At 65.9% G+C, this 24,677-nt stretch carries 20 protein-coding genes; 14 read left to right on the top strand and 6 right to left on the bottom strand.

The genetic code is table 11. From position 1 onward, the window contains the following. Positions 1 to 37: 37 nt before the first annotated feature. Positions 38 to 3,148 (bottom strand): hypothetical protein, encoded by a 3,111-nt coding sequence (locus FRC96_RS01185; RefSeq protein WP_146972213.1) that lies wholly within the window; start codon positions 3,146 to 3,148, stop codon positions 38 to 40. Positions 3,149 to 3,433: 285 nt separating this feature from the next. On the opposite strand from FRC96_RS01185, the gene FRC96_RS01190 reads away from it, so the two are divergent. From FRC96_RS01190 to FRC96_RS01255, 14 genes are all read left to right on the top strand, one after another. Next, positions 3,434 to 5,095 (top strand): cation:proton antiporter, encoded by a 1,662-nt coding sequence (locus tag FRC96_RS01190; protein WP_146972214.1) that lies wholly within the window; start codon positions 3,434 to 3,436, stop codon positions 5,093 to 5,095. Continuing rightward, entirely contained in the window at positions 5,088 to 6,653 is a 1,566-nt protein-coding gene (locus FRC96_RS01195) for a cation:proton antiporter (protein WP_230469730.1), read from the top strand. Before FRC96_RS01190 ends, FRC96_RS01195 begins: the two co-directional genes overlap by 8 nt. Before the next feature lie 30 nt (positions 6,654 to 6,683). Next, positions 6,684 to 7,163: a Na+/H+ antiporter subunit E gene (locus FRC96_RS01200; protein ID WP_146972216.1), complete on the top strand. Its 480-nt coding sequence runs from the start codon at positions 6,684 to 6,686 to the stop codon at positions 7,161 to 7,163. Further along, positions 7,160 to 7,414: a monovalent cation/H+ antiporter complex subunit F gene (locus FRC96_RS01205; protein ID WP_146972217.1), complete on the top strand. Its 255-nt coding sequence runs from the start codon at positions 7,160 to 7,162 to the stop codon at positions 7,412 to 7,414. Before FRC96_RS01200 ends, FRC96_RS01205 begins: the two co-directional genes overlap by 4 nt. Before the next feature lie 10 nt (positions 7,415 to 7,424). Beyond that, complete coding sequence (mnhG, locus tag FRC96_RS01210) at positions 7,425 to 7,736, top strand: monovalent cation/H(+) antiporter subunit G (protein ID WP_146972218.1); 312 nt, start codon at positions 7,425 to 7,427, stop codon at positions 7,734 to 7,736. 20 nt (positions 7,737 to 7,756) lie between these two features. Continuing rightward, positions 7,757 to 8,005, top strand: a complete 249-nt coding sequence (locus FRC96_RS01215; protein ID WP_146972250.1) for a Na(+)/H(+) antiporter subunit B — start codon at positions 7,757 to 7,759, stop codon at positions 8,003 to 8,005. Continuing rightward, complete coding sequence (locus tag FRC96_RS01220) at positions 7,983 to 8,684, top strand: MnhB domain-containing protein (protein WP_146972219.1); 702 nt, start codon at positions 7,983 to 7,985, stop codon at positions 8,682 to 8,684. The genes FRC96_RS01215 and FRC96_RS01220 overlap by 23 nt, the downstream gene beginning before the upstream one ends. Continuing rightward, a complete protein-coding gene (locus FRC96_RS01225) occupies positions 8,681 to 8,986 on the top strand; it encodes an NADH-quinone oxidoreductase subunit K (protein WP_146972220.1) in 306 nt (101 codons plus the stop codon). Before FRC96_RS01220 ends, FRC96_RS01225 begins: the two co-directional genes overlap by 4 nt. 56 nt (positions 8,987 to 9,042) lie before the next feature. Then, a complete protein-coding gene (locus tag FRC96_RS01230) occupies positions 9,043 to 10,494 on the top strand; it encodes a complex I subunit 5 family protein (protein WP_230469731.1) in 1,452 nt (483 codons plus the stop codon). Positions 10,495 to 10,535: 41 nt separating this feature from the next. Further along, on the top strand, positions 10,536 to 12,011 hold the full coding sequence (locus FRC96_RS01235; protein ID WP_146972251.1) for a complex I subunit 5 family protein: 1,476 nt from the start codon (positions 10,536 to 10,538) through the stop codon (positions 12,009 to 12,011). Between the two features lie 11 nt (positions 12,012 to 12,022). Next, positions 12,023 to 13,798 (top strand): complex I subunit 5 family protein, encoded by a 1,776-nt coding sequence (locus FRC96_RS01240; protein ID WP_230469733.1) that lies wholly within the window; start codon positions 12,023 to 12,025, stop codon positions 13,796 to 13,798. A gap of 110 nt (positions 13,799 to 13,908) precedes the next feature. Beyond that, complete coding sequence (gene sppA / locus FRC96_RS01245; RefSeq protein ID WP_146972223.1) at positions 13,909 to 14,796, top strand: signal peptide peptidase SppA; 888 nt, start codon at positions 13,909 to 13,911, stop codon at positions 14,794 to 14,796. A 4-nt stretch (positions 14,797 to 14,800) separates the two neighbouring features. Beyond that, on the top strand, positions 14,801 to 16,291 hold the full coding sequence (locus FRC96_RS01250) for a TolC family protein (RefSeq protein ID WP_146972224.1): 1,491 nt from the start codon (positions 14,801 to 14,803) through the stop codon (positions 16,289 to 16,291). A gap of 106 nt (positions 16,292 to 16,397) precedes the next feature. Continuing rightward, positions 16,398 to 17,009, top strand: coding sequence for an MlaC/ttg2D family ABC transporter substrate-binding protein (locus FRC96_RS01255; RefSeq protein WP_146972225.1), 612 nt, complete (start codon positions 16,398 to 16,400; stop codon positions 17,007 to 17,009). Between the two features lie 89 nt (positions 17,010 to 17,098). On the opposite strand, the gene FRC96_RS01260 is transcribed toward FRC96_RS01255, so the two are convergent. The 5 genes from FRC96_RS01260 to FRC96_RS21630 form a co-directional block, all read right to left on the bottom strand. Further along, positions 17,099 to 18,424 carry an FHA domain-containing protein gene (locus FRC96_RS01260; RefSeq protein WP_146972226.1) on the bottom strand — a complete coding sequence of 442 codons (1,326 nt, stop codon included), beginning with the start codon at positions 18,422 to 18,424 and terminating at the stop codon, positions 17,099 to 17,101. 76 nt (positions 18,425 to 18,500) lie between these two features. Beyond that, complete coding sequence (locus tag FRC96_RS01265) at positions 18,501 to 20,735, bottom strand: ATPase, T2SS/T4P/T4SS family (RefSeq protein WP_146972227.1); 2,235 nt, start codon at positions 20,733 to 20,735, stop codon at positions 18,501 to 18,503. A gap of 209 nt (positions 20,736 to 20,944) precedes the next feature. After that, positions 20,945 to 22,207: an ABC transporter ATP-binding protein gene (locus FRC96_RS01270; protein WP_146972228.1), complete on the bottom strand. Its 1,263-nt coding sequence runs from the start codon at positions 22,205 to 22,207 to the stop codon at positions 20,945 to 20,947. A 27-nt stretch (positions 22,208 to 22,234) separates the two neighbouring features. Beyond that, positions 22,235 to 23,338, bottom strand: a complete 1,104-nt coding sequence (locus FRC96_RS01275) for an ABC transporter ATP-binding protein (RefSeq protein WP_146972229.1) — start codon at positions 23,336 to 23,338, stop codon at positions 22,235 to 22,237. A gap of 11 nt (positions 23,339 to 23,349) precedes the next feature. Beyond that, positions 23,350 to 24,600, bottom strand: a complete 1,251-nt coding sequence (locus FRC96_RS21630) for an ABC transporter permease (protein ID WP_230469734.1) — start codon at positions 24,598 to 24,600, stop codon at positions 23,350 to 23,352. Between the last annotated feature and the right edge of the window lie 77 nt (positions 24,601 to 24,677).

Genomic DNA, 24,677 nt, shown 5'->3' on the forward strand with positions numbered 1-24,677 from the left:
CTTCAAGTTTAACAGCTGTTAAGAGTGCGGAATGCGCTCAGGGGATGGTGAGGGTCTCCGCGGGAACCTCGACGGTGACGCTGGTGCCGATGTCGACCGTGGCGCGGTAGGTGAGCTTGCTCGGGTCGACGTCGGCGTCGGTAACGCTGGCGGCGTTTGCGGCTCCGAAGGTCTCCCAGACGACGGGATCGGAGGACAGGTCGGCGCGCTCCCAGGTGAAGGTGAGGGAGGTTGCGGGGCGGAAGCCCGTGGCGTCGGCCGAGGCGGTCGCGTCGATGCCGCTCTCACCGCGGGCGATGATGCGGACGGTGATGGGCGCACCGTCGACGGGGGTGCCGTCGGTGATGGTGAGCGCCATGTCGTTGTTCCCGCTGTCGTAGGTGCCGTCAATCTGGTCGAAGGTGTAGTCGGGGGCGTTGGCCGCCAGCGCGGCCGACCCGGCGGAGGGCACGGTCGAGAGCACGGAGTCATCGCTGGCGTCGAGGATGTCGTAGCCGGTGATCGCGGGCGCCGCGCGCGAGCCGCTGGCGGGGTTGGAGACCTCGGAGGTGCCGGCGGCGCTGAGGGCGAAGATGGTGTAGCTGGCGCTGTCACCGGGGAGGGTGTTGGGGGCGCTCCAGCTGAGGTCAACCTGATCGGGGTTGGAGTTCGAGGCGCTCAGGTCCGAGACGGCTTCGATAGCGCCGGCGTCGGCGGTGGTGTCGGCGTAGGTGGTGACCAGGCCGACGGTGCCAATGGAGACCTCGTCGCGGAAGATCTCGTAGCCGGTGACTTCGGGGGCGGCGCGCGAGCCGGTGGTCTCATTGGACGGAGCCGAGGGGCCGACGTTGCTTAAGGCGCGGACGGTGTAGGCGTAAGATGTTCCCGCGGAGCCTGCAGCAGCGCTCCAGCTCAGGTCGACCTGGGCGGCGTTGGTGGTGGAGGCCAGAAGATCGATGGGAGCGCCGATCGAGCCCGCGTCGGCGGAGGTGTCGGCGTAGGTCAGCACGTCGCCGAGGGTGTCGATGGAGGTGCCGTTGCGGAAGATCTCGTAGCCGGTGATGGCGGGCGCAGCGCGCGAGCCGGTGGCGGCGTTGCTGTCGGCGCTCTCGCCAGAGACGTTGAAGGCGCGCACGGTGTAGGAGGCGCTGTCTCCGGCCGAGGCCGAGGCGGCGCTCCAGGAGAGGTCAACCTGGTCGGCGTTGGTGGTGGAGGCGGTGAGGCCGCTCGGAGCACTGAGGGTGCCTTCCTCAGCGGTGGTGTCGTTGTAGGAGGTCTGTCCGGCGTCGGTGATCTCGGCGATCTCGGTGCCGTCACGGTAAACGCGGTAGCCGTCGGCGCCGCTGACGGCGCTCCAGCTCAGCGCGACGAGGTCGGCGTCGTTGGTCGAGGCACTCAGGTTGGTCGGCGGCGTGGGGATGGCCGGGTCGGTGGTGAAGGATTGCTCGCCAGAGTACGAGGTGCCGGTGGCGTTGACGATGAACGCGCGCACGAAATAGGTGGTCGCCGGATCAAGGTCGGAGAAGATTTCGGCGAACGTGCCGGTGGCGGTGGGAGCCCCACGCAAGGCGCATTCGGTAGCGCCGGCGGCCGGGAAGCTCACGCCAGCCTGGGGGCTGATGCAGATGCCGTGCTCGGTGGCGGCCGGATCGCCCAGACCGGTGATGTTGGCGCTGATGGTGGCGGCGCTGATGCCCACGTCGGTGATGTCGACCAGGGCGACCTGGGCGCCGAAGGCGCGGTAACCGGCCTGCCCCGCGGTGGTGACCGAGGGGGCGCCCTGGGCGCTCAGCACCACCCGGTAGAAGCGCGTCTCACCGGTGGCCGGGGCGTCGAAGTCGCTGTAGGTAGCCGCGGTGGCCCCGCTGATGTCCTGGTAGTCGCTTTCCTGATCGACATCCGAGGTGGTGCGCTGCCACTGGTAGCTGAGCTCGCCGGCGCCGCGGAATCCGGAGACCTGGGGGCTGGGAGCGCCGGTGGTGGCGTCGGCCAGGGCGCGCACGCGGTACTGGCGCGGTTGGCCGTCTTCGGTGGTGCTGCCGCTGATGCTCAGCTCAACGCGGTCGGCGAACTCGCCAGCGCTCACCGTGGTGGTGCCGGCGGTGATGGCACCTTCGGGGGCGTCTTCGTCGAGGTACTCGGTGACAAGGCCCACGTCGATCCAGGCCCCGTCGTCGATTTGAACTTCGTAGGAGGTCGGCGTCGGCGCGGGTAGCTGCGCGGTGACGGCCTCCGAGGGATTGCTGTCGGCGTCGGGGTAGGACGCGATGACTTCGTAGCTGAGCTCGTCGCTGGCGCTGCCTGCGGCTGCCGACCAGGTCAGGCGCACGCCCCCGGTTTCGGTGCCCTGGGTGGCACTGAGATCTTCGTAGCCGGAGAGGGTGCCCGCCGGCGCGTCTTCGTCGGCGTAAGTGGTCTCGCTGACCACGGCGATGGAGGTGCCATCGCGCAGAACCTCATACTCGACGATGCCGTCGGATTCATCCCAGGTCAGGGTGATGACGTCGCCCTCGACCGTCGCCGCAACGTTGGCGGGCGAGGGAGCCAGGGTGATGAACGCGAGCGTGTTGCCGTAGCCGGAGTCGGCGTCGCCATCGATGAAGTAGGTGGCGACGTTGTAGCTGGTGCCCGGGTTGAGCCCCTCGACAGGCAACGTGAAGGTGCCGGGAGCTTCGAGCACGGTCTCAATGGCCATGCAGTCGGCGTTGTCCAGCGTGGGGTTGGCCTCGGTGGAGGACCAGCAAAAGCCCAGCTCGCTGAGGCCCTCGACAGGGATTTCGGCCAGCTCGCCATTGAGCTGTGCGCCGTCGGCGGTGATGTCGGTGGGCGTCGTGGTGATGACGTCGGTCTCGGGGCAGGGGGTCTCGCCAGAGCAGACGAGCTCGGCACCCTCGCACTGGTACTGGTCCAGGTTGCAGGGGCCGCAGGGATCGCCCGGGGCGTTCTCCAACTCCTGGATGCCGCCGCAGACGTTCAGCTCGGCGTCAGGGCCGACATCGGGAAGTTCGGTGCGCAGCACGCACACGCCGGCCTGACAGGCTTCATCGGGGAAGCAGTCCTGGTCGCTCTCGCAGACCTGGTCGTTGAACTGGGGCTCACAGCCGAACAGGCTCGCCGCCGCACTCAGAGTGAGCGCGGTGCGCGCGAAGAGGGAGAAGCGTGGGGTCATTGCGAAGTCTCCTGCCGAAAATTTTGGCGTCACGCCCGGACGTCGGGACGTGGATCACTACGGGTTATCACCATCGCCGAGCAGCCTAATACAAATAGAAACGAGTGTCGACGCGCGGGGGCTGCACGCGCGATGCGGCGTTGAATGCCCGCCGAATGTGCGCACTCTTGGTGGCGGATGTCTTTGTATGGATGAGATGACAGTAACGCGAGTGACTATGGATGTGGTGATGAAGGATGGCGTGCGCGCGCCTGTGCGCGGAGTTGCAGCTGGCGAGGTGTGGGGATGATGGAGCCCGGGTTTATGGAAAATCTGGGGTGGATCATTTGCGCCTCGACCCTGGTGGTGTTGCTGGCCGATCGTCTGAGGGTGCCCTCGATCGTGGCGTATATTGTGGCGGGGCTTTTGCTGGGGCCGATCTTCGGGCTGCTCGAGGTCACGCACGCCGTGGAGTTGATCGGTGAGGTGGGTATTGCGCTCTTGCTCTTTGTGGTGGGGCTTGAGCTGAGCCTGGAGAAGATCCGGGACGTCGGAAAGGTCGCAGCCGTGGCGGGCCTGACGCAGGTGGGGCTCTCGGCGGCCGGCGGGTTCGGGATCAGCTATGCGTTGGGCTACGAGCCGATGCAGGCGCTGCTGCTGGGCATCGCCGTGACGTTCAGCAGCACCGTGGTGGTGGTTAAGCTCGTCGATCAGAAGGGGGAGCTCGACGCGCTCTACGGGCGCATCGCGGTGGGCATCTTGTTGGTGCAAGACATCGTCGTTGTGCTCGCGCTCACCGTGCTCGCCGGGGTCGCCGAGGGGGGCACCGATGTGGGGGTCAAGGCGCTGCTCTCGAGCGTGGGTTTTGCGCTGGGGGGGACGGCGGTGTTGATGGTCGCGGCGCTGGCGGCCTCGCGCTGGGTGCTACCGCGGCCGATGGCCTGGGCGGCGCGCTCAGCCGAGACGCTCTTTATGTGGAGTCTGGGGTGGTTTTTTGTGTTCGTGCTCGTGAGCTACGTGCTCGATTTGAGCCTGGAGATCGGAGCGTTTCTGGCGGGGCTGAGTCTGGCGCAGCTGCCCTACAGCGAGGAGCTGAAGCGGCGCGTTCACCCCCTGATGAGCTTCTTTGTGGCGATCTTTTTCGTGACGCTGGGGCTGCAGGTCGATCTGGGCTCGGCCCGCCAGGGGCTGGGGGTGGCGTTGGTGCTCTCGGCGTTTGTGATGGTGGGCAAGTTCGTGATGTTCATGGTGAGCGTGGGGCGCAGCGGTTATGGCGAGCGGACGGCGTTTCAAACGGCGGTGTCGCTGGCGCAGATCAGCGAGTTTGGATTTATCTTTGCGTCGATGGCGCTCTCCGCGCAGCTGATCGGCGAAGAGGTGCTCTCGATTGTGGCGGTGGTGGGGCTGACGACGATTGCGCTCTCATCGATGCTCATTCAGTACAGCGATCCGCTCTATCGCTGGGTTGAGAAGAAGGGGGCGCTGAAGATGTTCGGTGCGTCGGGCAACCCGGAGGAGGCGAAGCGGGAAGAAGGAGCGCGCGACCACGTGATCATCGTGGGGATGAACCCCCTGGGGCGAGAGCTTGTGCGCTATTTTGAGAGTTGTGGGGAGCAGGTGGTGGCGATCGATACGGATGTCGCCAAGCTGAGCGATCTTCCCGCGGAGACGATCCTGGGCAATGTGGAGCACGGCTCGGTGCTTGAGGAGGCGGGGCTTGAGCATGCGCGGGCGATCATCAGCGCGTTGCATATTGATGACACCAACCGGGTGGTGGCGCTGAAGGCCCGGCGTGCGGGTGTGCCGGTGGCGATTCACGCGTTTGATGGCGCGATCATCTCGGAGCTTGAAGAGCTGGGGGTGGATTACCTGATCACGCCGCGAGCCGATGCGGTCGAGCAGGAGTGGGAGCGCCTCAAGGCGTCGTTGTTGGAAAACGGAAAGGGCCAGGAGTCTGGGAATGATTGAGGTCGCGGTCATTGTGTTTGGAGCGGCGGTGGCCTTCGGGCTGGGGCGCTGGCTGCGCATCCCGGCGATGCCGCTGTTGATCGTGGCCGGGTTGCTCTTCTCGCTCACCGGCCTGCTCGACGACCGCGAGGTCGTCGGTGCGATGCTGGAGATGGGGTTGACCTTTCTGGTGTTCACCGCGGGGCTGGAGATGGCCCCCTCGCGGGTGCGCGAGCAGGTGGGGGCGGTGTGGCGCGTGGGGCTGACGCAGTTTGCGTTGCTCGGGGGCCTGGCCATGGTGGTGTTGTGGGTGGGGGGCCAGAGCGTGGAGGAGTCGCTCTATGTGGCGTTGGCGGTCGCGGCGAGCTCGACGCTGGTGGTGGTGCGTTTGCTGCGCCAGCGGCGCCAGATCTTTGAGCCCCTGGGCCGGATGATCCTCGGAGTGCTCCTGCTGCAGGATGTGCTGATCATTCTGGGGCTTGTGGTGGTCTCGGGGTTGCCCCAGGGGCCGGCGGTAGTGGCGCAGCGGGTGGGGGGAGGCGCGCTGTTGATGGGACTCTCGGCGTTGCTCTACTGGCAGGTGCTGCCCCGGGTGATCGATCGGTATGAAGACGACGATGAGATCGGTCTGCTGGTGGTCGTCGCCACGCTCTTTGCGATGCTGGGGCTGGCATCGCTGGTGGAGGTGCCGATTATTGTCGGTGCTTTTGCTGCCGGGTTGGCGCTCTCTTCGTTTCCCACCAATGCGTTGGTGCGGGGGTTGATCGGACCCCTGATCGACTTCTTTATGGCGCTCTTCTTTGTGGCGTTGGGGGCGTTTCTGGTGGTGCCCTCGCTGGATGAGTTGCGGATCGGGTTGGGGTTGATCGTCTTGCTGTGGGTGGTGACGCCGGTGGTGGTGGTGTTTGTGGCGGAGCGCGCCGGGTTTACAACGCGCGGAGCGGTCGAGGCGGGGCTTTTGCTCGCGCAAACCAGTGAGTTTTCGCTGGTGGTAGCGCTGCAGGGGGTAGCCAGCGGTCAGCTCAGTGAGGGGACGTTGACGATCATTACGCTGGTCACCGTGGTGACCATCGGGCTGACGCCCTGGATCTCCGCTCGCCGAATGGTGCTTCTTGGGATGCGGCTTCATCCGCGGCCCCGGGCTGTTGAGGGGGGCACCGATCTTGAAGATCACGTGGTGGTGATCGGGCTGGGGGTGGCGGGTTCGATGTTGATGGAGAAGATCAAAAGGACGCAGATGCAGGCCGTGGGGCTGGACTATGACCCGGCGGAGGTCTCGCACCTGCGGGAGCGAGGCTATCAGGTGGTGTGGGGCGACGCTGATGATCCGCGAGCCCTGGAAGCGTTGAATCTCTCCCAGGCGCGCGCAGTGATGATCACCACCGGCAGGCTCGCGCACGTGGAGCAGGTCGCCGAACGCGTGGCGAAGGGGACGCCGATCTGGGTCAACTTGATGGACGATTCCCAGGTGAGCGCGTGCGAGGCTGTGGGGGCTCATACAGTGAACTATTCGCGGGCCTCGAGCCGTCGGGTGATGGCGTGGTTTGAGAGTTTAGAGAGCGCGGAGACGACGTCGTAGTGATGGAGTGAGGGGCGCAAGGGGGAGGCGATGGCGGTGGGCGTGTTCTGGCGCGTGGTGTTTTTTGCCGCGCTGTGGTGGATCTGGGCGGGGGACAAGCCGGCGTCCTGGTGGTTTGGGGCGCCGGCGGTGCTCAGCGCGGCGTTCATGGCAGCGCGGCGGGTTGGCGATGAGTCGCATCGGGTGCGTATGCGGGGGCTCGGTATGTTTCTGATTTACTTTGTTCGGGCCTCCTTTCAGGGGGGCGTGGATGTGGCATGGAGAGCGATGAGCCCGCGCATGCGCCTGCGGCCGGGGTTCATTGAGTACCCGCTTCGCCTGGATGCCAGGAGGGCACCGGCGGTCTTCTTTGCCAACATCATCAGTCTGCTGCCGGGCACCCTCAGTGTGGAGTTGGGGGAGACGTCGGTGATGGTTCACGCCATTGATCTGGAAGCGCCGGTGGAGGCGCAGCTGCAGGAGTTGGAGCGACGCATCGCGGCGATGTTTGTGGCCGGGGAGGGGGCATGATTGTGGTCGCGGCGCTCGTCCTGGGGAGTTTCTCGGCGGCGTTGATCCGCATCTGGCGAGGCCCCAGCGGGGCGGACCGGATGATGGGCGCGCAGCTGTTTGGCAGCTCGGGCGCGGCCACCGTGCTGGTGCTGGCAGCGATGCTGGAGGACTGGTCGCTGATCGATGTGGCGCTGGTGTTCGCGTCGCTGGCGGCGGTTACGGTGGTGGCGTTTGTCGAGCGGACGGAGCGGGCGTCGATGCCGCAGTGAGAGGAGGGAGATGGAGGGGGTGAGGGAGGCGCTTGCCGTCGGAGTGATGGTGTTGGGGGCGCTCTTCTTTGTGGCGGGCTCGGTGGGGATGTTGCGCTTTCCGGATGTGTACACGCGCCTGCATGCCCTGACCAAGGCCGACAACCTGGGGATGGGGCTGCTGGTGTTCGGGTTGAGCCTTCAGGCTCCGGGGTGGCAGCTGGTGCTTAAGCTGGTGTTGATCTGGATTTTTGTGATGATCGCCGGGGCGATCTCCTGCCATCTCGTGGCGCGGGAGGCCTACCGGCAGGGCGTAAAACCGGAGCAGGGGGGGGACCTGTGATCGTCTTCGATGTGGTTCTGATGGTGACCCTGTGGGTGTTGGCGGTCGGGGCGGTCTCGCAGGCGGACTTGTTCAAGTCGGTCGTGCTTTTCGTGACGATGGGGGTGGTGGTGGCGGTGGCCTGGGCGAGGCTGGGTGCGGCGGATCTGGCGATGGTCGAGGTGGCGGTGGGCGCGGGGATCACCGGGGCGCTCTTCTTAAACACGCTGGGGCATCTCGAGCAGAGACCGGGCGAGAGGGGGGAGGGTGAGGACACGTCACATCTTTGAGTACGGCGTCGCCCTGGCGAGCCTGGGGCTCGGGGGGCTGGTTGCGGCGGGGGCGCTGAGGCGCCGCTCTCTGGAGCCCGCTGCGGGGGATGTGGTGCAGGGGCTCCTGGAGCAAAGCGGCGTAAGCAGCGTGGTCACCGCGGTCCTGCTCAACTTTCGGGCGTACGATACGATGCTGGAGGTTGTGGTGCTGGTGGTGGCGTTCTGGGGGGCGTGGTCGCTGCACCCCACGGAGGCGCGGGTGCACTGGCGGCCGTCCGACCCGATCTTGATGCGCACGGTAGGCGGGATGTTACCGGTGCTCTGGCTTCTGGGCATCTATCTGCTCTGGGCGGGAACGAGCCGGCCGGGAGGGGAGTTCGCCAGCGGCGCGGTGCTGGGAGCATGCGGAGTGCTCACGTTGCTGATCGGCGAGAGGGTTCCCGCCACGCAGTTTCGACCGGCCCGAAAGGTCGTGGTGGTCGTGGGGGTGGTGGTCTTTATGGTCGCCGGAGTGGCCGGCGCGCTGAGCGCTCAGGGGGGCAGCGAGGTCTGGAGCTATACGGCGGGCGAAGCGCGAGGGTGGATCCTGGCGATCGAGGTCGCGGGGGCGGCGACCATCGCGTTTGTGCTTCTGGGGCTTTTTTCCGGCGGGCGAGAAGGGCTGGACGTGGAGTCTGGCGGCGGGGAGGCGCCATGATACCTTCGCAGATCTACGTGATCGCCGGCGCGGGACTGGTCTCGGTGGGGGTGTTTGCCTGGGTTGTGCGCCGCCACCTGGTGCGGCGGATGATGGGCGTGAACATCCTGAGCACCGGTGTGTTTATGATGTTGATTGGCGGCGCGCGGCGCGTGGAAGGGGGGCCTGATGGGGTGCCCCAGGCGATGGTGCTCACAGGGATCGTCGTTGCGGTGAGCGCCACGGCGTTGGGGCTGGCGCTGATCCAACGCATCTACGATCAGCGTGGTGAGCGCTCGGTCGAAGAGAGGGGGCCGATGTGAGGGGGCTTCCGCTGATCAGCGCGTCGATCTGGGTGCCTTTGCTCGGGGCGCTTTTTGTGTCGTTGTGGCCTCGCCGCTACGCGGCGCGCTGCGGCATAGGGGCGTCGATTGCCAGCGCCGCTGCCGCGCTGCTGCTCGTGGTGGCGGTGGCCCTTTCGGGGCCGCGCCGCGAGCGCCTGGGAGGGTGGGGCGCGCCGGCGGGCATCGAGCTGTGGATCGACGGGTTCTCGGCGTTGATGATCGCGATGACCGCGGTGGTCGGTGGGGTCGTCAGCGTCTATGCCCTGGCCTATTTTCGAGCCAAAGACAGCTCGGGCGATCCGCAACGTCAGGAGGTGGAAGGTCGTCGAGAGGCTTATTTCTGGCGGATCTGGTTGCTGGTGTGGGCGGCGATCAACGGGGTGTTCGCGTCGGCCGACCTCTTTAACCTCTACGTCACGCTGGAGGTTGTGGGGTTGGGCGCCGTCTCCCTGGTCGCGCTTGCCGGGGGGCGGGCGCTGCCGGCGGCCATGCGCTACCTCTTTGTGACGCTGAGCGGCTCGTTGCTCTACCTGCTGGGCGTGGTCTTGATCTACAGCGAGGTGGGGACCCTGGCGCTCTTTCAGGCCGGTGAGTCGCTCATTGCAGGGACGCTGGCGCAGGCCGCGCTCGTGGTGATGGTGGTAGGTTTGGCGCTAAAGACCGCGCTCTTCCCGCTGCACTTCTGGTTGCCGCCGGCCCACGCCGACGCGCCGGCGGCGGTCAGCGCGTTGCTCTCCGCGCTGGTGATCAAGGTGACGTTTTACATTCTGGTGCGCCTCTGGGTGGTGGTGTTTCCGGCCTCGGTGAGTCAACCGGTGGGGGAGGCGCTGATGCTCCTGGGGTTGATCGCGGTGATCTGGGGCAGCTGGCGTGCGCTGCGTCAGCAGCGCTTGAAGATGCTCGTGGCGTACTCGACGGTCGCCCAGGTGGGGTATCTTTTTCTGGTGTTCGGGCTGGGGCCGCGAGCCGACGGGAGCGCGGGATGGCAGGCCGGGGCGTATTTTGCGATCTCGCATGCCTGCGCCAAGGGCGCGATGTTTCTGGCCGCCGGGGCGATCGCGCGCGCCGTCGGCCATGACCAGATCGAGGAGATGCGCGGGGTCGGGGCACGGCTGGCGCTACCCTTCTTCGCGTTTGGGCTGGGGGGGATCAGCCTGATGGGGCTACCTCCCAGCGGAGGCTATGTCAGCAAGTGGCTCTTCATCACCTCGGCGGCGGCCACCGGCGATGTGATTGTGGTGATCGCGGTGGCGTTGGGAGGTCTTCTGGCGGCGGCGTATGTGTTTCGTGTGCTGGCGCTGGCCTTTGAGCGAGCGCCGCGCGAGGGTGCACCTTCGCTGCGTCCGATCCCTGCGACCCTGGGGTGGTCAGCGCTGGTTCTGGGGGCGGTGGCCGTGGCGCTGGGACTTGCCGCCGGCGCTCCGCTTGCACTTCTGGAGGTGGGCCTGCCCTTCGGGCAGAGTCTGGCCGAAGGAGTCACCCCTTGAGCGTACTCTTCTGGTTACCCCTGGCGGTGGTGCTCAGCTCGATGGTCCCCGGGCTGGCGATCTTCCTGCTGCGCGAAGATCAGGTCGTCGCACGCACCGCCCTCAACCTGCTCGGTGCGCTGACGAAGCTGGCGTTGATCGCCGCGATGGTCTTTGGCGTCTACCGCGGGCAGATCTACGAGACGCGTTTTCCCCTGATGCCGGGCTTCGATCTGGTGCTTCATGCCTCGGCGTTGCCCATGCTCTTCGTGGTGCTCTCGGCGGTGCTCTGGTTGATCACCACCATCTACGCCATTGGCTATCTGGAGCGCTCGCCAGGGCGCAGTCGCTTCTTCGGGTTTTTCAGCGTGTGCGTTAGCGCGACCACGGGCATCGCGCTCTCCGGCAACCTCTTTACCTTTGTGCTCTTCTACGAGCTGCTCACTCTTGCGACCTATCCGCTGGTCGTTCATCGGGGGACCCGCGAAGCGCTGCGAGCGGGCAAAATCTACCTGGCCTACACCCTGACTGGCGGCACCGCGCTGATGGTCGCGGTGGTGTGGATGCATACCGTGGTCGGGCCTTTTGACTTCACTGAGGGCGGAGCGCTGGCGGCGCACTATGAGGATCATCATCAGGCGCTGATCATCCTCTTCTGGGTGATGGTCGCCTCACTCGGGGTCAAAGCGGCGCTGGTGCCCCTGCATGGCTGGCTGCCGGTGGCGATGGTCGCGCCGGCTCCGGTGAGCGCATTGTTGCACGCGGTGGCCGTGGTCAAGGCCGGGGCCTACGGGATCGTCCGCCTGGTCTATGATGTCTACGGCATCACCTTTGTGCGCGAGCTGGGGCTGGGCACGGGCCTGGCGATCTGGGCCTCAATCACCATCCTCTATGCCTCGCTTCGCGCGCTCTCCCAGGACAAGCTCAAGCGGATGCTGGCCTACTCCACGGTCAGCCAGGTGGCGTACATCATCCTCGGCGTGGGGCTCGGCGGCCCGCTGGCCAGTGTGGGCGGGATTGTTCATCTGGTGCACCAGGGGGTGATGAAGATCACGCTCTTCTTTTGCGCCGGCAACCTGGCCGAGACCCTCGGAGTCCATCGCATCTCCCAGACGCGCGGAGTCGCCCGCCGCATGCCCTGGACGATGGCTGCCTTTACGATCGGCGCGCTGGGGATGATCGGGGTGCCTCCGCTGGCGGGGTTCATCTCCAAATGGACCCTGGGGACCGGCGCGATGGCCAGCGGGTCACCCTGGGCGCTGGCCGTGCTGGCGGCCTCCAGCGCGCTGAACGCGGCCTACTTTCTGCCGGTCGTCTTCCGTGCCTACTTCCAGGAACCCCTGCGCCCCTGGCCTCGGGAGGGCGATGCAGGGCGTCTGGAGACCCACCTGAGCCTGCTCGTGCCGCCGGTGATCACGGCACTTCTGGTGATCGCGATGGGGCTGTGGGCCAGCTCAACGGCCAGTCCTCTCTCGTGGGTTGAGCTGATCGTTACGCGCATTTATCCCGATCCTGAGTCCGGCATCGGAGGGCTTTAAGGATGGCCGATATGGAGTCGATCGCTGTGGTCGGGCTGGTTGTGGCGCTGGCTTTTCCGCTCCTGGGCGCGCTGCTCTCGGCGCTCGGTCGCCCGAGGCTCGCGTTGATGGTCGGACCGCTGTGGGCGGCCCCGGCGCTGGCCTCCCTCGGCGTGGTCGGCGAGCAGAGCGGCCGCGTCCCCACGATGCTGATGGAGGCGCGATTTGGTCTGGATGTGACCTCCATGGCGTTTCTTGCCGTCTGCGCGGTGGTCTGGGCGATGGCGTCGGTCTATGCCGCAGCCACCATGCGCGATGAGGGAGGGTTGCGACGCTTCGGCGTCTTCTTCTTCGGCGCGATGGCCGGCAACTTCGTGCTGATCGGCGCGATGGATATGATCAGCTTCATGTCGGGTTTCGCGCTTATGAGCTACGCGGCCTACGGGCTGGTCGCCCATGCGATGAGCGTCTCGGCCTGGCGTGCGGGGAGGGTGTATCTGGCGCTAACGGTCGCGGCGGAGTTGGCCCTCTGGGCCGGCGCGGTGCTGGCCTGGTCGATGGCCGACACCTGGGAGTTGGCTGAAATCCGCCACGCGCTCGCCACCTCCGAGGGCGTTGCACCTCTGGCCATCGCCCTGATCTTTGGCGCCTTCGGGGTCAAGGCGGGGCTCGTCCCGCTGCACATCTGGCTTCCCCTGGCCCACCCGGCGGCGCCCACCGCCGCCAGCGCCGTGCTCAGCGCCGCCATGATCAAAGCCGGGGTGCTCGGCTGGCTTCGCTTTCTGCCTCTGGGAGAGATCGAACTTCCTACCCTCGGGGCAAGCGCAGTCATGCTGGGCGCGCTCGGAACCTTCGGCGCGGTCGTCGTAGGTTTGTTGCAGCGAAAGCCCAAAACCATCCTCGCCTACTCCAGCGTCAGTCAGATGGGGTATGTCGCACTGCTCATCGGTATTGCCGCGCGCTGGCCTTCGACCTACCCGACGGCGCTGCTGGCCATCGTCGTCTTCGTCGTGCACCACGGTCTGGCCAAAGGCGCGCTCTTTTTGAGCGTCGACGCCGCGCCTCGTCTGGCGTTCTCCGGCTCAACGCGGCGCACATTCATCAGCTCGGTGATGGTGCTCTTACCCGCCGTCGCCCTCTGCGGCGCACCGCTGACCAGCGGCGCGCTGGCCAAATACGCGCTCAAGAGCGTGTCGCACCTTGAGCATGTGAGGCTGCCCACGGCCCTGCTCGATGTCTGGTTGGTCGCCGGGGCGCTGGCGACCGGCGTGCTCATGGCGCGTTTTCTCATCGTCGTGTGGCGCGCGCGCGCCGCTCGCGACACCGAGACGCTGCCGGGGGCCGGGCTAGTTGCCTGGGCCATCCTGGCCACCGGATCGCTCTGGGCGCTGGCGATCCTCCCCCTGGCGATTCCCTCCAAATGGTTCGGAAGCATTCAGACGCTGACCGCGGTGTGGTCGGCGCTCTGGCCCCTGGTGGTCGTCGCCGCGGTGGCCTGGATCGTCACGGGGACCTCCGGCACGGTCCTGCATCGCGGGGTGGGGCGAGTGGCTCCGGGCGACCTGCTCGGGCCTGCCGTCGTGTTGAGCCTGGTGTTGCTGCGCGGGTCCAACCGCTTCAGCGCGTTCCTGGAGCGACATTGGACGCGCGGGCTGGCGCGTCTAAATGATCGCGCCGAGCGGATCGCGTTGCGGATCAAGGCGGCGCCGGGGGCTCGCTACCAACTCTGGGCGCGCTGGCTCTCCGGCGAGTGGCTCGCCCTGGCGCTCGCCCTGATCTTCGCCGCGGCGATCTGGCTGAACGTGTAGCGTCTGGTTTCGATCTCCACGCCCTCCGTGGTATGAGGGGCGCGATTGAGATCGAACGATCGCGCCGCCGCCCCTGGCCCGGCTCCCGGCGTCACCTCTGAGGATATCGCATGAAGAAACGTGGAATTATTACCCTGGTCGCCATTTTTGGCGCGCTCTTCTTCGGATTGATGATCTTTATCGCGGTGCTCGTCACCGCGTTTTCCCCGGAGGGCTTCAGTGGCCCCGGTGAGAGCATCGGCGTGGTTGAGGTGGAAGGCACCATCATGGACGCCAGAGACACCATCGAAGACATCCGCCGTTTTCAGAAAGACGACAACATCAAAGCCGTCGTCGTACGCGTGAACTCCCCGGGCGGCGCGGTGGCCCCCTCGCAGGAGATCTACGAGGCGGTCAAAGACCTTAAAGAGGTCAAGCCGGTGGCCATCTCCATGGGCGCGACCGCAGCCAGCGGCGGCTACTACATCGCGTGCGGTGCCGACACGATCTTCGCCAACAACGGCACGCTCACCGGCTCCATTGGGGTGATCACGCAGTTCTTTAATGTCGAGGGCATCATCAACCGCGTCGACCTTGAGGTGAACACCATCAAGAGCGGCGAGTTCAAAGACTCCGGCTCGCCATTCCGCGAATTTTTGCCGCAGGATGAGGCGGTCTTCGCCGAGATGGTCAACGACATCCACAATCAGTTTGTCGAAGATGTCGCGGCCTGCCGCGAGCTGGACGAGGCCGCGGTGCGCCGCCTGGCCGACGGGCGCGTCTACACGGGCCGTCAGGCAAAAGCCAACAAGCTCGTCGATGAGATCGGGACCCTGCAGGACACCATCGACTACCTCGCTGCCGAGGTCGGTCTTGAGGATCCCCCCGTGGTCTATCCGCCCGAAGAGAGCATGGGCTTTGTGCAGGAACTGCTGAGCGCGAGCGTGCGCTCGACCGCCGAGGCCGCCCGCGCCGAAGCCGCTCCGCGCGTGCAGCTCCTCTACACCGGCCCGCGGTGAGTCCATGGTTTGCACACGTTTTTCTGCAGGTGCGCTCGCGCTTATCGTCAGCGTCTCGCTCCTCGCCGAGCTGCCCGACGCCCAAGCCGAAGAGGCGCCTCAGAGCGCCGAAGAGGGGCGTGGCGAGGTCGTCTCCCTGACGCTGGAAGAGGTCGAAGCGCGCGCTCGCCAGAGCGATGATCTTCAGGCCGAGCAGCAGGCCCGGCGCGACCACGCCCGCTGGCAATCCTACCGCGCGGAGCGCGCCTGGTGGCCCAAACTTGAGGCTCAGACGCTGGTGGCGCCCGTGCCGGCCAACGCTGACCCTTCGCGCATCGACGAAAACCTCGATGAGATCCTCGCGCTCAACCTCGGGCCGCTGGTGCGACAGACGGCGCGGGTCATCGTGCCGGTCTATACCTTTGGACGCCTCGGGCTGGCGCAGGAGCTGGCCGAGGTCGGGGTGGATGTCGCCGAGATTCAGGCCTCCGAGGCCGTTGAGACGCAACTTCTTCGCGCCCGACAGGCCTACTTTGGTCGTCAGCTGGCCGAGGCCTTCGGCAGCCTGCTCGCCGAAGGGGAGTCGATGGTCGATGAGACGCTGAGCGAGATGGAAGACGCGCGTGACTTCGGCGACGCCGACTTCTCGACCGAAGATCTGCGCCGGCTGCAGATCTTTAAGGCCGAGCTCGACACGATGGTCCTCGACAACGCCCGCCTTCGCGACCTGAGTGAGGCTGCGTTGCGCTACTTCACCGAGGTGGACCAGCCGCTGAGCGTGCCGCCCCTCGATCCGGAGCAGGCCGATCTTCCGCTGGCCAGCCTCCAGGCCTGCCAGAGCTTCGCCGAGGCCAACCGCCCCGATCTTCAAAAACTCGAGGGCGCGATTCGCGCCCGTGAGCTGCAGACCTCCCTGGCGCGCCGCGAGTATCTTCCTAACGTGTTTGCCGCAGCCGACTTTGGGTTCGCCTGGTCGACCGAATCGCCGGCGCTGCAGCGCGTCTGCCGCCGCGCGGCCCCGGGGGAGCCCTGCGTCAACGTCGACACCCTGTGGACCCGCCCCTACGCCAATCCCCTCAACTCCCTGACCTTCGGGGTGGCCCTGGGGCTGCGCTGGAACTTCGACTTTGCCCAGCAGCGCGGCAAGGTCGGTGAGGCCGACGCGAAGCTCGCCGAGCTTAAGGCACAGGCGCGCCGCGCCCGCGGCGCGGTCGCTCTGGAGGTGGAGCAGGCCTGGCGCACCGCCATCGATGCTCGCGAGCGCATGCACATTGAGCAGCGTCGCCTGGACGCGGCGCGCCGCTGGCGAAACCAGTACGGGCTCTCCCAGCAGCTCAGCGAGTCGAACGATATGCGCGACGCGCTCGACCCGCTGCGCGCCTATTACGAAGCGCAAGTCGCCGTGCTCGAATCGGCCCACGGCTACCTTGACGCGCGCGCGCGCCTGGCCCGCACCATCGGTGCGCCCTCCCTCGATCTGCTCTCCGACCTCAACGCGCAGCCCGGCACGAACTGAACTTTCTGGTCTGCCGGGTTGAATGAAGACCGCCTCCCCGCTGTCTTAAGGATGAGCGCGGCGAGGTGCGTCGCACAAAATGACCGATCAAGCAGGAGCATGACGTATGAAGAACTCCACGTCCATCATTCGACGGGTCGCAGGGCTGGCCGCCGGCGCTTCTCTGGCCCTTTTGAGCCTCAACGCCTGGGCTGATGCGCCGGCCGAGGTGGTCGAGGAGCGCACCTCCGCGATCGCGAAGGTGCTTGAGAAGCCCGACAGCGAGGCGCGCAACGCCCAGCTAACCCGCGAGCTCAACCAGACCCTGGACTTCGCCTACCTGGCCTCTCAGGCCTTCGGTGAGCACTGGGAAGCACGCACGCCGGAGGAGCGCGCGGAGTTTCTCGACCTTCTGCAGCGCATGCTCCAGGCCAACTACCAGGACAAGCTCAGCGGCCGCACGCTCAACGAAGACTACACCATCACCTATGGCGATGAGCGCACCCGCGGCTCCCGCGCCTTCGTGCGTGGCGAGGTCACCCGCGAAGGCAAGACCTACCCGGTGGTCTATCGCCTGTATCAAGATGGCGAGACCTGGCGCATCTATGACCTCGTGATCGATGACATCAGCCTGGAAGAGACCTACCGCGAGGGCTACGTGCCCATCATCGAAGATGAGGGCTGGGGCGAGCTGATTCGACTGATGCGCGAGCGTATCGCCGAGATGGAAAAGGACTGAATCTGCAATCCTCATTCGGCATTCAGAACGCAAAAAACGCCGGCCCCTTCGGGCCGGCGTTTTTTGCGTTCTTCGCTGTTTCGAGTCGCTCAAGGCGCCGGGGCGTAAGCCTCAAACGCGATGCGTTTCTCGCGCATATGCGCCTCAACCTCATCGAGCAGCGCCCGCGATTCTTGATCGTCGGGGAGCACCTCCAGCGCTTCCACCAGCAGCGCGTGGGCGGCTTTCGGATCGGCGTCGCGGCGGCTCTTAAAGAGGCGGCTCGCTTCGCTGCGCAGGTTGTAGGCAATGGTGCGGTTGAGGTGGGCCAGGGTGGTCTGCGCGCGCTCTTCGGCGATGGAGCCCTCGGGGAGCTGCAGCAACATCTCGCGCGCCTCCTCATGACGGCCCTGCTCGCTGAGAAGTTCACCCTGGGCGAGCTTCTCGGCGGCCTGACGTTCCACATCGACCTGATCGCGAAGCGCGCGCGCCTCGGCGTTTTGCGGCGCCAGCGCCAGCGCCTCGTTGGCCGCGGCGATCGCACCATCCCAGTTGCCAAGCTCCAGCTGCGTACGACCGGCGGCGATATGCTCGGCCACCTGCTCCTCAAGCGTGGGCGGGGCAGGGGCCTGCGCCTGGGCCTGACCGTCGCCGTCGCCGGAGTTCACAAGCGCGAACACCGCCGCGCCACCCAGCGCCAGCCCCAGCAGCACGAGCACCGCGAGGCCTGCGTACGTGGTCATCGCGCCGCCACTTGCGCTGGCGGCATACTCGGCCGGATTGACCGTGGCGTTGCCCTCGACAAAGACAAACTCCAGGTTGCCGAACTCCACCCGGTCGCCAGGGGAGAGTGCCTGCTGTGACTGCACCGCTTTGCCGTTGAGGCGGGTGCCGTTGGAGCTCCCGCAGTCGACCACCGAATAGAGGTCGCCGTGGCGCGCGATGATCGCGTGCCGCCGGCTGATCGAGGCGTCCGAGAGAAGGATGAAGTTCTCGTCGGTGCGACCGATGGTGTTCTCGACCTCCGAAAGGCTGAACTCCTCGCCGGCGAACGCATCATTAATGCGCACCAGTTTATGGTGCTCGCTGCCCGAGTCGATGAAGAGGGTCGAGAGCACGTTCTGATTCTGCATGCGCGCCGAGCGCTTGAACTCCAGGTAGAGGTAGTAGTCGCCGATGCGAATCTGGCTGGCGGTGCCCAGATCGCGCTGCTGCACCACCCGCTGCCCGTCGACAATGACGCCGTTGGCGCTGCCGAGGTCTTCGATGTAGCAGCGCCCCTCCTGCACGAAGATGCGCGCGTGCTCGCGGCTGACGCTCCCCGTGGGCAGCACCACATCGCAGGTGTCCAGACGCCCCACCACATACGAGCCGTGGTCAAATGAGAAGGTGTCGGCGACCTGCCCGTTCTGGTCTTCGATCGTGATCGTAAACATGTTGTTCGCCGATGATGATGGCGGCAGAGCAAGGCGCCGCGACCTTCAGGAGGACTGCGGCGCCACGCTCAGCACGCTACTCGCGGAAGATGCCCAGGTCGACGTCGACGCCGGCATGGCGCAGGTCTTCATAAAACATCGGGATATAACCCGTCGGGTAAAACTCGCCGGTGCCGCCTTCGACGCGGTAGTAGAAGACGTCGCCCAGGCGGAAGGTGTCGAGGTCGACCCCTTGAACCTCCGAGATCTGCTGGACACGGAAGCCCCCTTCGCTGGTCGCATGCAGCACGACGACCAGGTTGACCGAGCGGGCGACCTGCTCGCGCAACCCGCGCGGGCTCAGGTCGGCCGCACCCAGCAGGCTCAAGCTCTCCAGCCGTCCCAGGGCGTCGACCGCGCTGGATCCGTGCAGGGTGAGCATGCTGCCTTCGGTGCCACTGGCCGCGGCGGTGACCCAGTCGTAGGCCTCGGCGCCGCGGCACTCATCGAGCACGATGCGCTGCGGGTGCATCGCGACCGCGCCGCGGAGCAAATAGCGCATATCAAAGCCCTGGGCCGGGTTGGCCTCCAGGCGAAGGGCTGTGGGGGCGTCGAGGTTCAGAGAGCTGTGCTCTTCGATGGCGATAAGCCGTGAGCTCTCGGGCACCAGTCGGCTCAGCGCGCCGAGCAGCGTGGTTTTTCCGGAGCTTGTCGGGCCGGCGATCACGATAGAGCGGCCCGCTTCGACCGCCCGTCGCAGGAAGTCAGCCATGCCGGCGCTCATCGTGCCCTGTGCTGCGAGCTCATCAAGCGAGGGCTGATAACGCCGGGGCTTGCGGATCGTCAGAACCGGGCCATCGACGGCCAGCGGCGGCATCACGATATGCACCCGCGTCCCGTCGCTAAAGCGAACCTCATCGGCTGGCGAGACACCGTCCTGCGGTCCGAGAAGCCGGCGGGCGGCGACGGTCAGAAACTCGGGATGGCTGAAGACCCGGGGCGCGATCACGAGCTTGCCGCCGCGCCGCAGGATGATGCGGTCAAAACGGTTGACGTAAATCGCCTGAACGTCCGGGTCATCCAGGTAGGACTCCACCGGGCCGAGCCCCACCGCTTCGGTGAGCAGCGTGTCGATCAGCGCTTCGCGGTCGCCCGAGGGGCTGACCACCTCGATGGCCTCATCGATGATGTTCTCAAAGCGCGCGCGGTCGCCATCTTCGGGCGGGTAGGAGAGGGGGAGCTCGTCCTCGCCAATCTTCTCGAAGACGACACGCGCGACATCCACCTGGGCCAGGTGCGCGTCGGCATCAAACTCATCTTCGAGCGCGATGCGCGTGGCGAGCGGACGGATGCCCTGAGGTCCGGGCGTCTCCACCACGCCTTCGTCCAGCGGGGCAGGGGGGGCGGGCTCGTCGTCGACAGGCGCATCAAAAACCGGCACCTCATAGGCCGGGGCCTCATACGCCGGGGCAGCGGGCTCCGGGCTGGCAGGCGCCTGCGGGGCAGCCTGGGGCGCCGGCGTGGGCGTGGCCGCGACATCGAAGGGGTCAACCTCCTCGAAGCCCGGATCGTAGGCCTGGCCCTCGCCGGTGACGCGTTCATCTTCGGTGAGCGGCTCCACCTCGGGAGCGACTTCCAACACGTCCGCGTCGATGGGGTGGGCGTCCATATCGGCGTAGGTCTGGCGCAGATCCTGCCCCATCGCACCACCCATCGCACCACCCGGGGGCGGCGTCGGGGTCGGCGGCGTCATCGGGGCGCCGGGGATCGATGGCGCACGCGGAGGCGCACTCTGCGGCCCGCTGGCCGGCGGCTGAGGTGCAGCAGGCTGCTGCGGGGCAGCAGGTTGCTGGGGGGCCTGGTAGGGCTGCTGAGGTCCGCTCTGGGGCTGGCCGCCGAAACCACCGGCCTGCGGGCCGTCCATCACCGTGGGGAAGTGCCGATCCATCGGCCGGTTGCCACCCGGGGCCTGCGGCGGTTGCGGCGGAAGCCCTCGACCGGGGGCCTGCGGCGGCATCGGCGGTCCGGGGTTCGCGGCCGCGTTGGGCTGCTCAACCTGCAGGATGAAGTCGCCGATGTAGATCTTGTCGGCCTCGCCAACCGCCTGCTCCGCGGTGACCTTACGCCCGTTGACGTAGGTGCCGTTGGTGCTCTTCAAGTCGACGATAAAGAAGGCGTTGTCCCGCAACACAATGCGGGTGTGTTGCTTGGAGACGTTGCCTTTCGGAAGGACGATATCATTGCCCTTCATTCGCCCGATGGTGATCTCGGACTTGTCGAAGTCGAGCCGTGACTGCTGCCCACCTTTCTCGCTGATAAGTACGCTGAACATGAGGGGCAGATCCTCCTTGAAAAGATAAACGGACGTGAGGTGCAGAGGGGTCAACGCTGTCGCGGCGGTGGCCACGCCAGGCCGGCCTTACAAGCCTGATTCGCCCGAACAAAAGGGCGATCAGGCGCGAAATTTAAGGCCCTTCTCAATCTGCCCGGATGGTCGCACCGGGTCTAAAGGGTGTCAAGAACCCTGCCGGACGACCGGGCTCAGGCGTTGCTCTTCGCGGCGCTGTCCGCTTCGGCGCTCTCCGCAGATGCGTTGTCTGAAGAGACATCGGATCGTTCGGCGCCGGCCTCTTCAACCGTTGAGGTCGCTGCGGGTTCGGCCGTCTCGGCCGCCTCGGTGCTGGCCACTCCATCGGTGCCATCGGGGGCAGCGTCGCTCGACGCGTCGCGCTTCGCCGGCGCGTCACCTTCATCGCCGGTGACCGTCACCGGCGCCTCGGGCTGGCGAGGAAGTCGCGCCCAGATGTCGGGATCGTTGGGCGCAAACTCCGGATCGTAGAGGTGGCAGCGCACCTTATGGCCCGGCGTCGGCTCGACGGTGCGCGGCTCCACGGTCTTGCAGGGGGCAAAACACGCCGGGCAGCGCGTATGAAAGCGGCAGCCCGAGGGCGGGTTCATCGGACTGGGCACATCGCCCTTGAGGATGATGCGCTGCGCGCGCCGTCGCGGGTTGGGCTGCGGGATCGCTGAGAGCAGCGCCTGGGTGTAGGGGTGCAAGGGGTTGTCGTAGAGCTCGTCGCATTCGGCGAACTCCGCGATCTGCCCGAGATACATCACGGCGATGCGGTCCGAGATATGCTGCACCACCGAGAGGTCGTGGGCGATGAAGAGGTAGCTCAGGTTAAACTCCTGCTGAAGATCCATCAGCAGGTTGATGACCTGGGCCTGCACCGACACATCGAGCGCGCTGACGGCCTCATCGCAGACGATGAAGTCCGGGTTGAGCGCGAGCGCCCGGGCGATGCCCACGCGCTGACGCTGACCTCCGCTGAACTCGTGCGGATAACGCGTGATGTAAGAAGGTTGAAGCCCTACGCGCTCCAGAAGCCCCTCAACCATCTCGCGCACCTCGGGCCCCTGGGCCACCTTATGAAAGGTGATCGCCTCGCCAATGATGCTCTCGATCGTCATGCGCGGGTTGAGGCTGGAGAAGGGGTCCTGGAAGATGATCTGCAGGTTGCGCCGCAGGCTGCGCATCTCCGCCGGCCCCATCTTCAGAATATCCTGCCCCTTGTAGAGCACCTCACCATCGGTCGGTTCGAGCAGGCGCAAGAGCGAGCGCCCCGCGGTGGTCTTGCCACAACCCGACTCCCCGACAAGCCCGACGGTCTCGTTGGCGTTGACCTCAAAGGAGATGCCGTCGACGGCTTTCACCGAGCCGACCTGACGGTTGAAGAGGCCCTTCTTGATGGGGAAGTGCTTCTTCAGGTTGCGGACTTCAAGCAGAGTAGGGGCGACGCTCATAGCGAGTACCTTGGGGCCTTAAGCAGGTTACCGTGCGACTTCCGCCGCATCTTCGTTGGGGGCGACCGAGCCGTCGGCCGCCACGCTTCCGTCGGTGGTGGGCTGGGTGCCCGCGCGCACCTTCTCGGCGTACCAGCACGCCGCGGTGTGGCCGGGCTCAAGCTCGACGGTGGGCGGGAGCTGCGCGCACTTCTCGGTGGCGAACTGACACCGGGTGCGGAAGCGACACCCCGAGGGGAAGTCCTGAGGACGCGGCACCATCCCGGGGATCACATAGAGGCGATCCTCGCGCCCGCGCGCCCCGGTGGTGTCGATGGTCGGCAGGCTGTTGAACAGCCCGATGGTGTAGGGATGAGCCGGTTTCTCAAAGACGGTGTAGACGTCGCCGTACTCCACGATGCGCCCGGCATACATCACCGCCACGTCATCGCAGGTCTCGGCCACCACGCCCAGGTCGTGGGTGATGAAGAGAATCGACATGCCCGCTTCGCCCTGCAGCGACTTCAAGAGCTCCAAAATCTGGGCCTGGATCGTCACATCGAGGGCGGTGGTCGGCTCGTCAGCGATCAGCAGTTTTGGCTTACTGGAGAGCGCCATCGCGATCATCACGCGCTGCTTCATCCCCCCGCTCATCTGGTGGGGGTATTCATCGATGCGCTGCTCCGGGGCGGGGATGCCCACCTTGGCCAGCATATCGATGGCGTACTCGCGCGCCTCGGCGTAGTCCATGTCCTGGTGGAGCAGGATCGCCTCAATGATCTGGTTGCCGACGGTGAAGACCGGGTTAAGGCTGGTCATCGGCTCCTGAAAGATCATCGAGATGTCGTTGCCCCGCACCTTGCGCATCTGCGCTTCGGTCAGCTTGGTCAGGTCTTGGCCGCCAAAGAGGATCTGACCATCGACGATCTTTCCGGGCGGCTGCGGGATCAGCCGCAACACGCTCAGCGAGGTCACTGACTTACCCGAGCCGGACTCGCCGACCAGCCCGAGCGTGCGCCCGCGCTTGATCTCAAAGCTCACCCCGTCGACCGAGGGCAACACCCCGTCGTCGGTATAGAAGTAGGTCTTGAGCCCGTCGACCTTCAGGATCACCTCGTCGGAGGTGTTCGTTTTGCTGCTATCGTTGGCCATAAGGTCCGCTCTTACTTACGAAGTTTAGGATCGGTGGCGTCGCGCAGCCCCTCACCAATGAGGTTGAGCAGGCTGATGGTGACGAAGATGGCAAAGCCCGAGCTGAGAATCAGCGTCATCTGCTGGGTGTTCCGCCCGCTGGTCAGAATCTGTCCCCAGCTCGGCGCGTTGGCCGGGCCCACTCCCAGAAAGCTCAGCGTGGCCTCAATCAGGATCGCCCCGGCCACCCCGAAGGTCGCCGAGACAAAGACCGGCTGCACCGCGTTGGGAAGCACGTGGCGGAAGATGATGCGTGCGCGGGTAAAGCCCAGCGCGATGGCCGCCTGCACAAAGTCCTGATTACGCAGCCTTAAAAACTCCCCGCGCACCAGTCGGGCGATGCCCGTCCAGCCCGTCAGGCCGATGATGAGCATGATGTGGAAGATCGAGGGCTCCTCGATAAACCCGGCAAGCGTCAGGATCAGAAAGAGCACCGGGAAGCACATCATAATTTCGATCATGCGCAGGATGATATTGTCGACGCGGCCGCCGAAGAAGCCCGCCAGGCTCCCCAGCACAAGACCAATCGCGGTGTAAATGCTCACCGCCACAACGCCGATCGTCAGCGAGATGCGCGTGCCGTAGATCAGGCGCGTGAACACGTCACGACCCTGGCGGTCGGTGCCCAGAAAGTGCTCCAGGCTCGGGCCCTGGCTCACCGCCATCAGGTCCACGTCGCGGTAGGAGTACTCGATCAGCGGGAAGATCAGGCGAGCGCCCTCGAGCTCTTTGAGCGAGGCGTAGTCGACGTAGGGCTGGCTGAACGCCATCAGGTAGATCACCGAGAAGAGTACGATGCCCACCAATGAGGCGATGCCAATAAAGCGCAGCCGAGCTTTGCTGCGCGCGGTGTCGGTGAGGTCTTTTTTAAAGCGCATCATCAACGTCCAGCCCACAAGGCTTACCGGGACGTAGAAGAGCAGGAAGTTAAAAAAGATGTCGACGCCGCTGTCGAAGAAGTTCTGGTCGAAGAGCGCCGCAAACCACGGAAAGCTCGTCGTACCCTGAAGCTGCGTATACGGCCCCACACCCTCGGGGATGTGCATGTAGAAGGGCACGTTCATCGCCAGCACCGGCGCGACCATCGCGATCACGAAGAGCGCAAGCACGCCGTAGACGCTGTAGTAGCTGAGTCGGTACTTCTTGAACTGACCCCAGACAATCTGCCCGTAGGTCTTGTACTCGGGCCGCGGGGGGCTGGAGGAGGTTTGGGAGTCGGTCATCGTCGCCTGTCCAACGTAAGGTGCGAGCCGGGCGCTTTAAGCGCCCCGGCAAAAAGGGTCGAATCCTGCGGGCTCAG

Origin of the sequence: Lujinxingia vulgaris (assembly GCF_007997005.1) — a bacterium.
Taxonomy (GTDB): Bacteria; Myxococcota_A; Bradymonadia; order Bradymonadales; family Bradymonadaceae; genus Lujinxingia.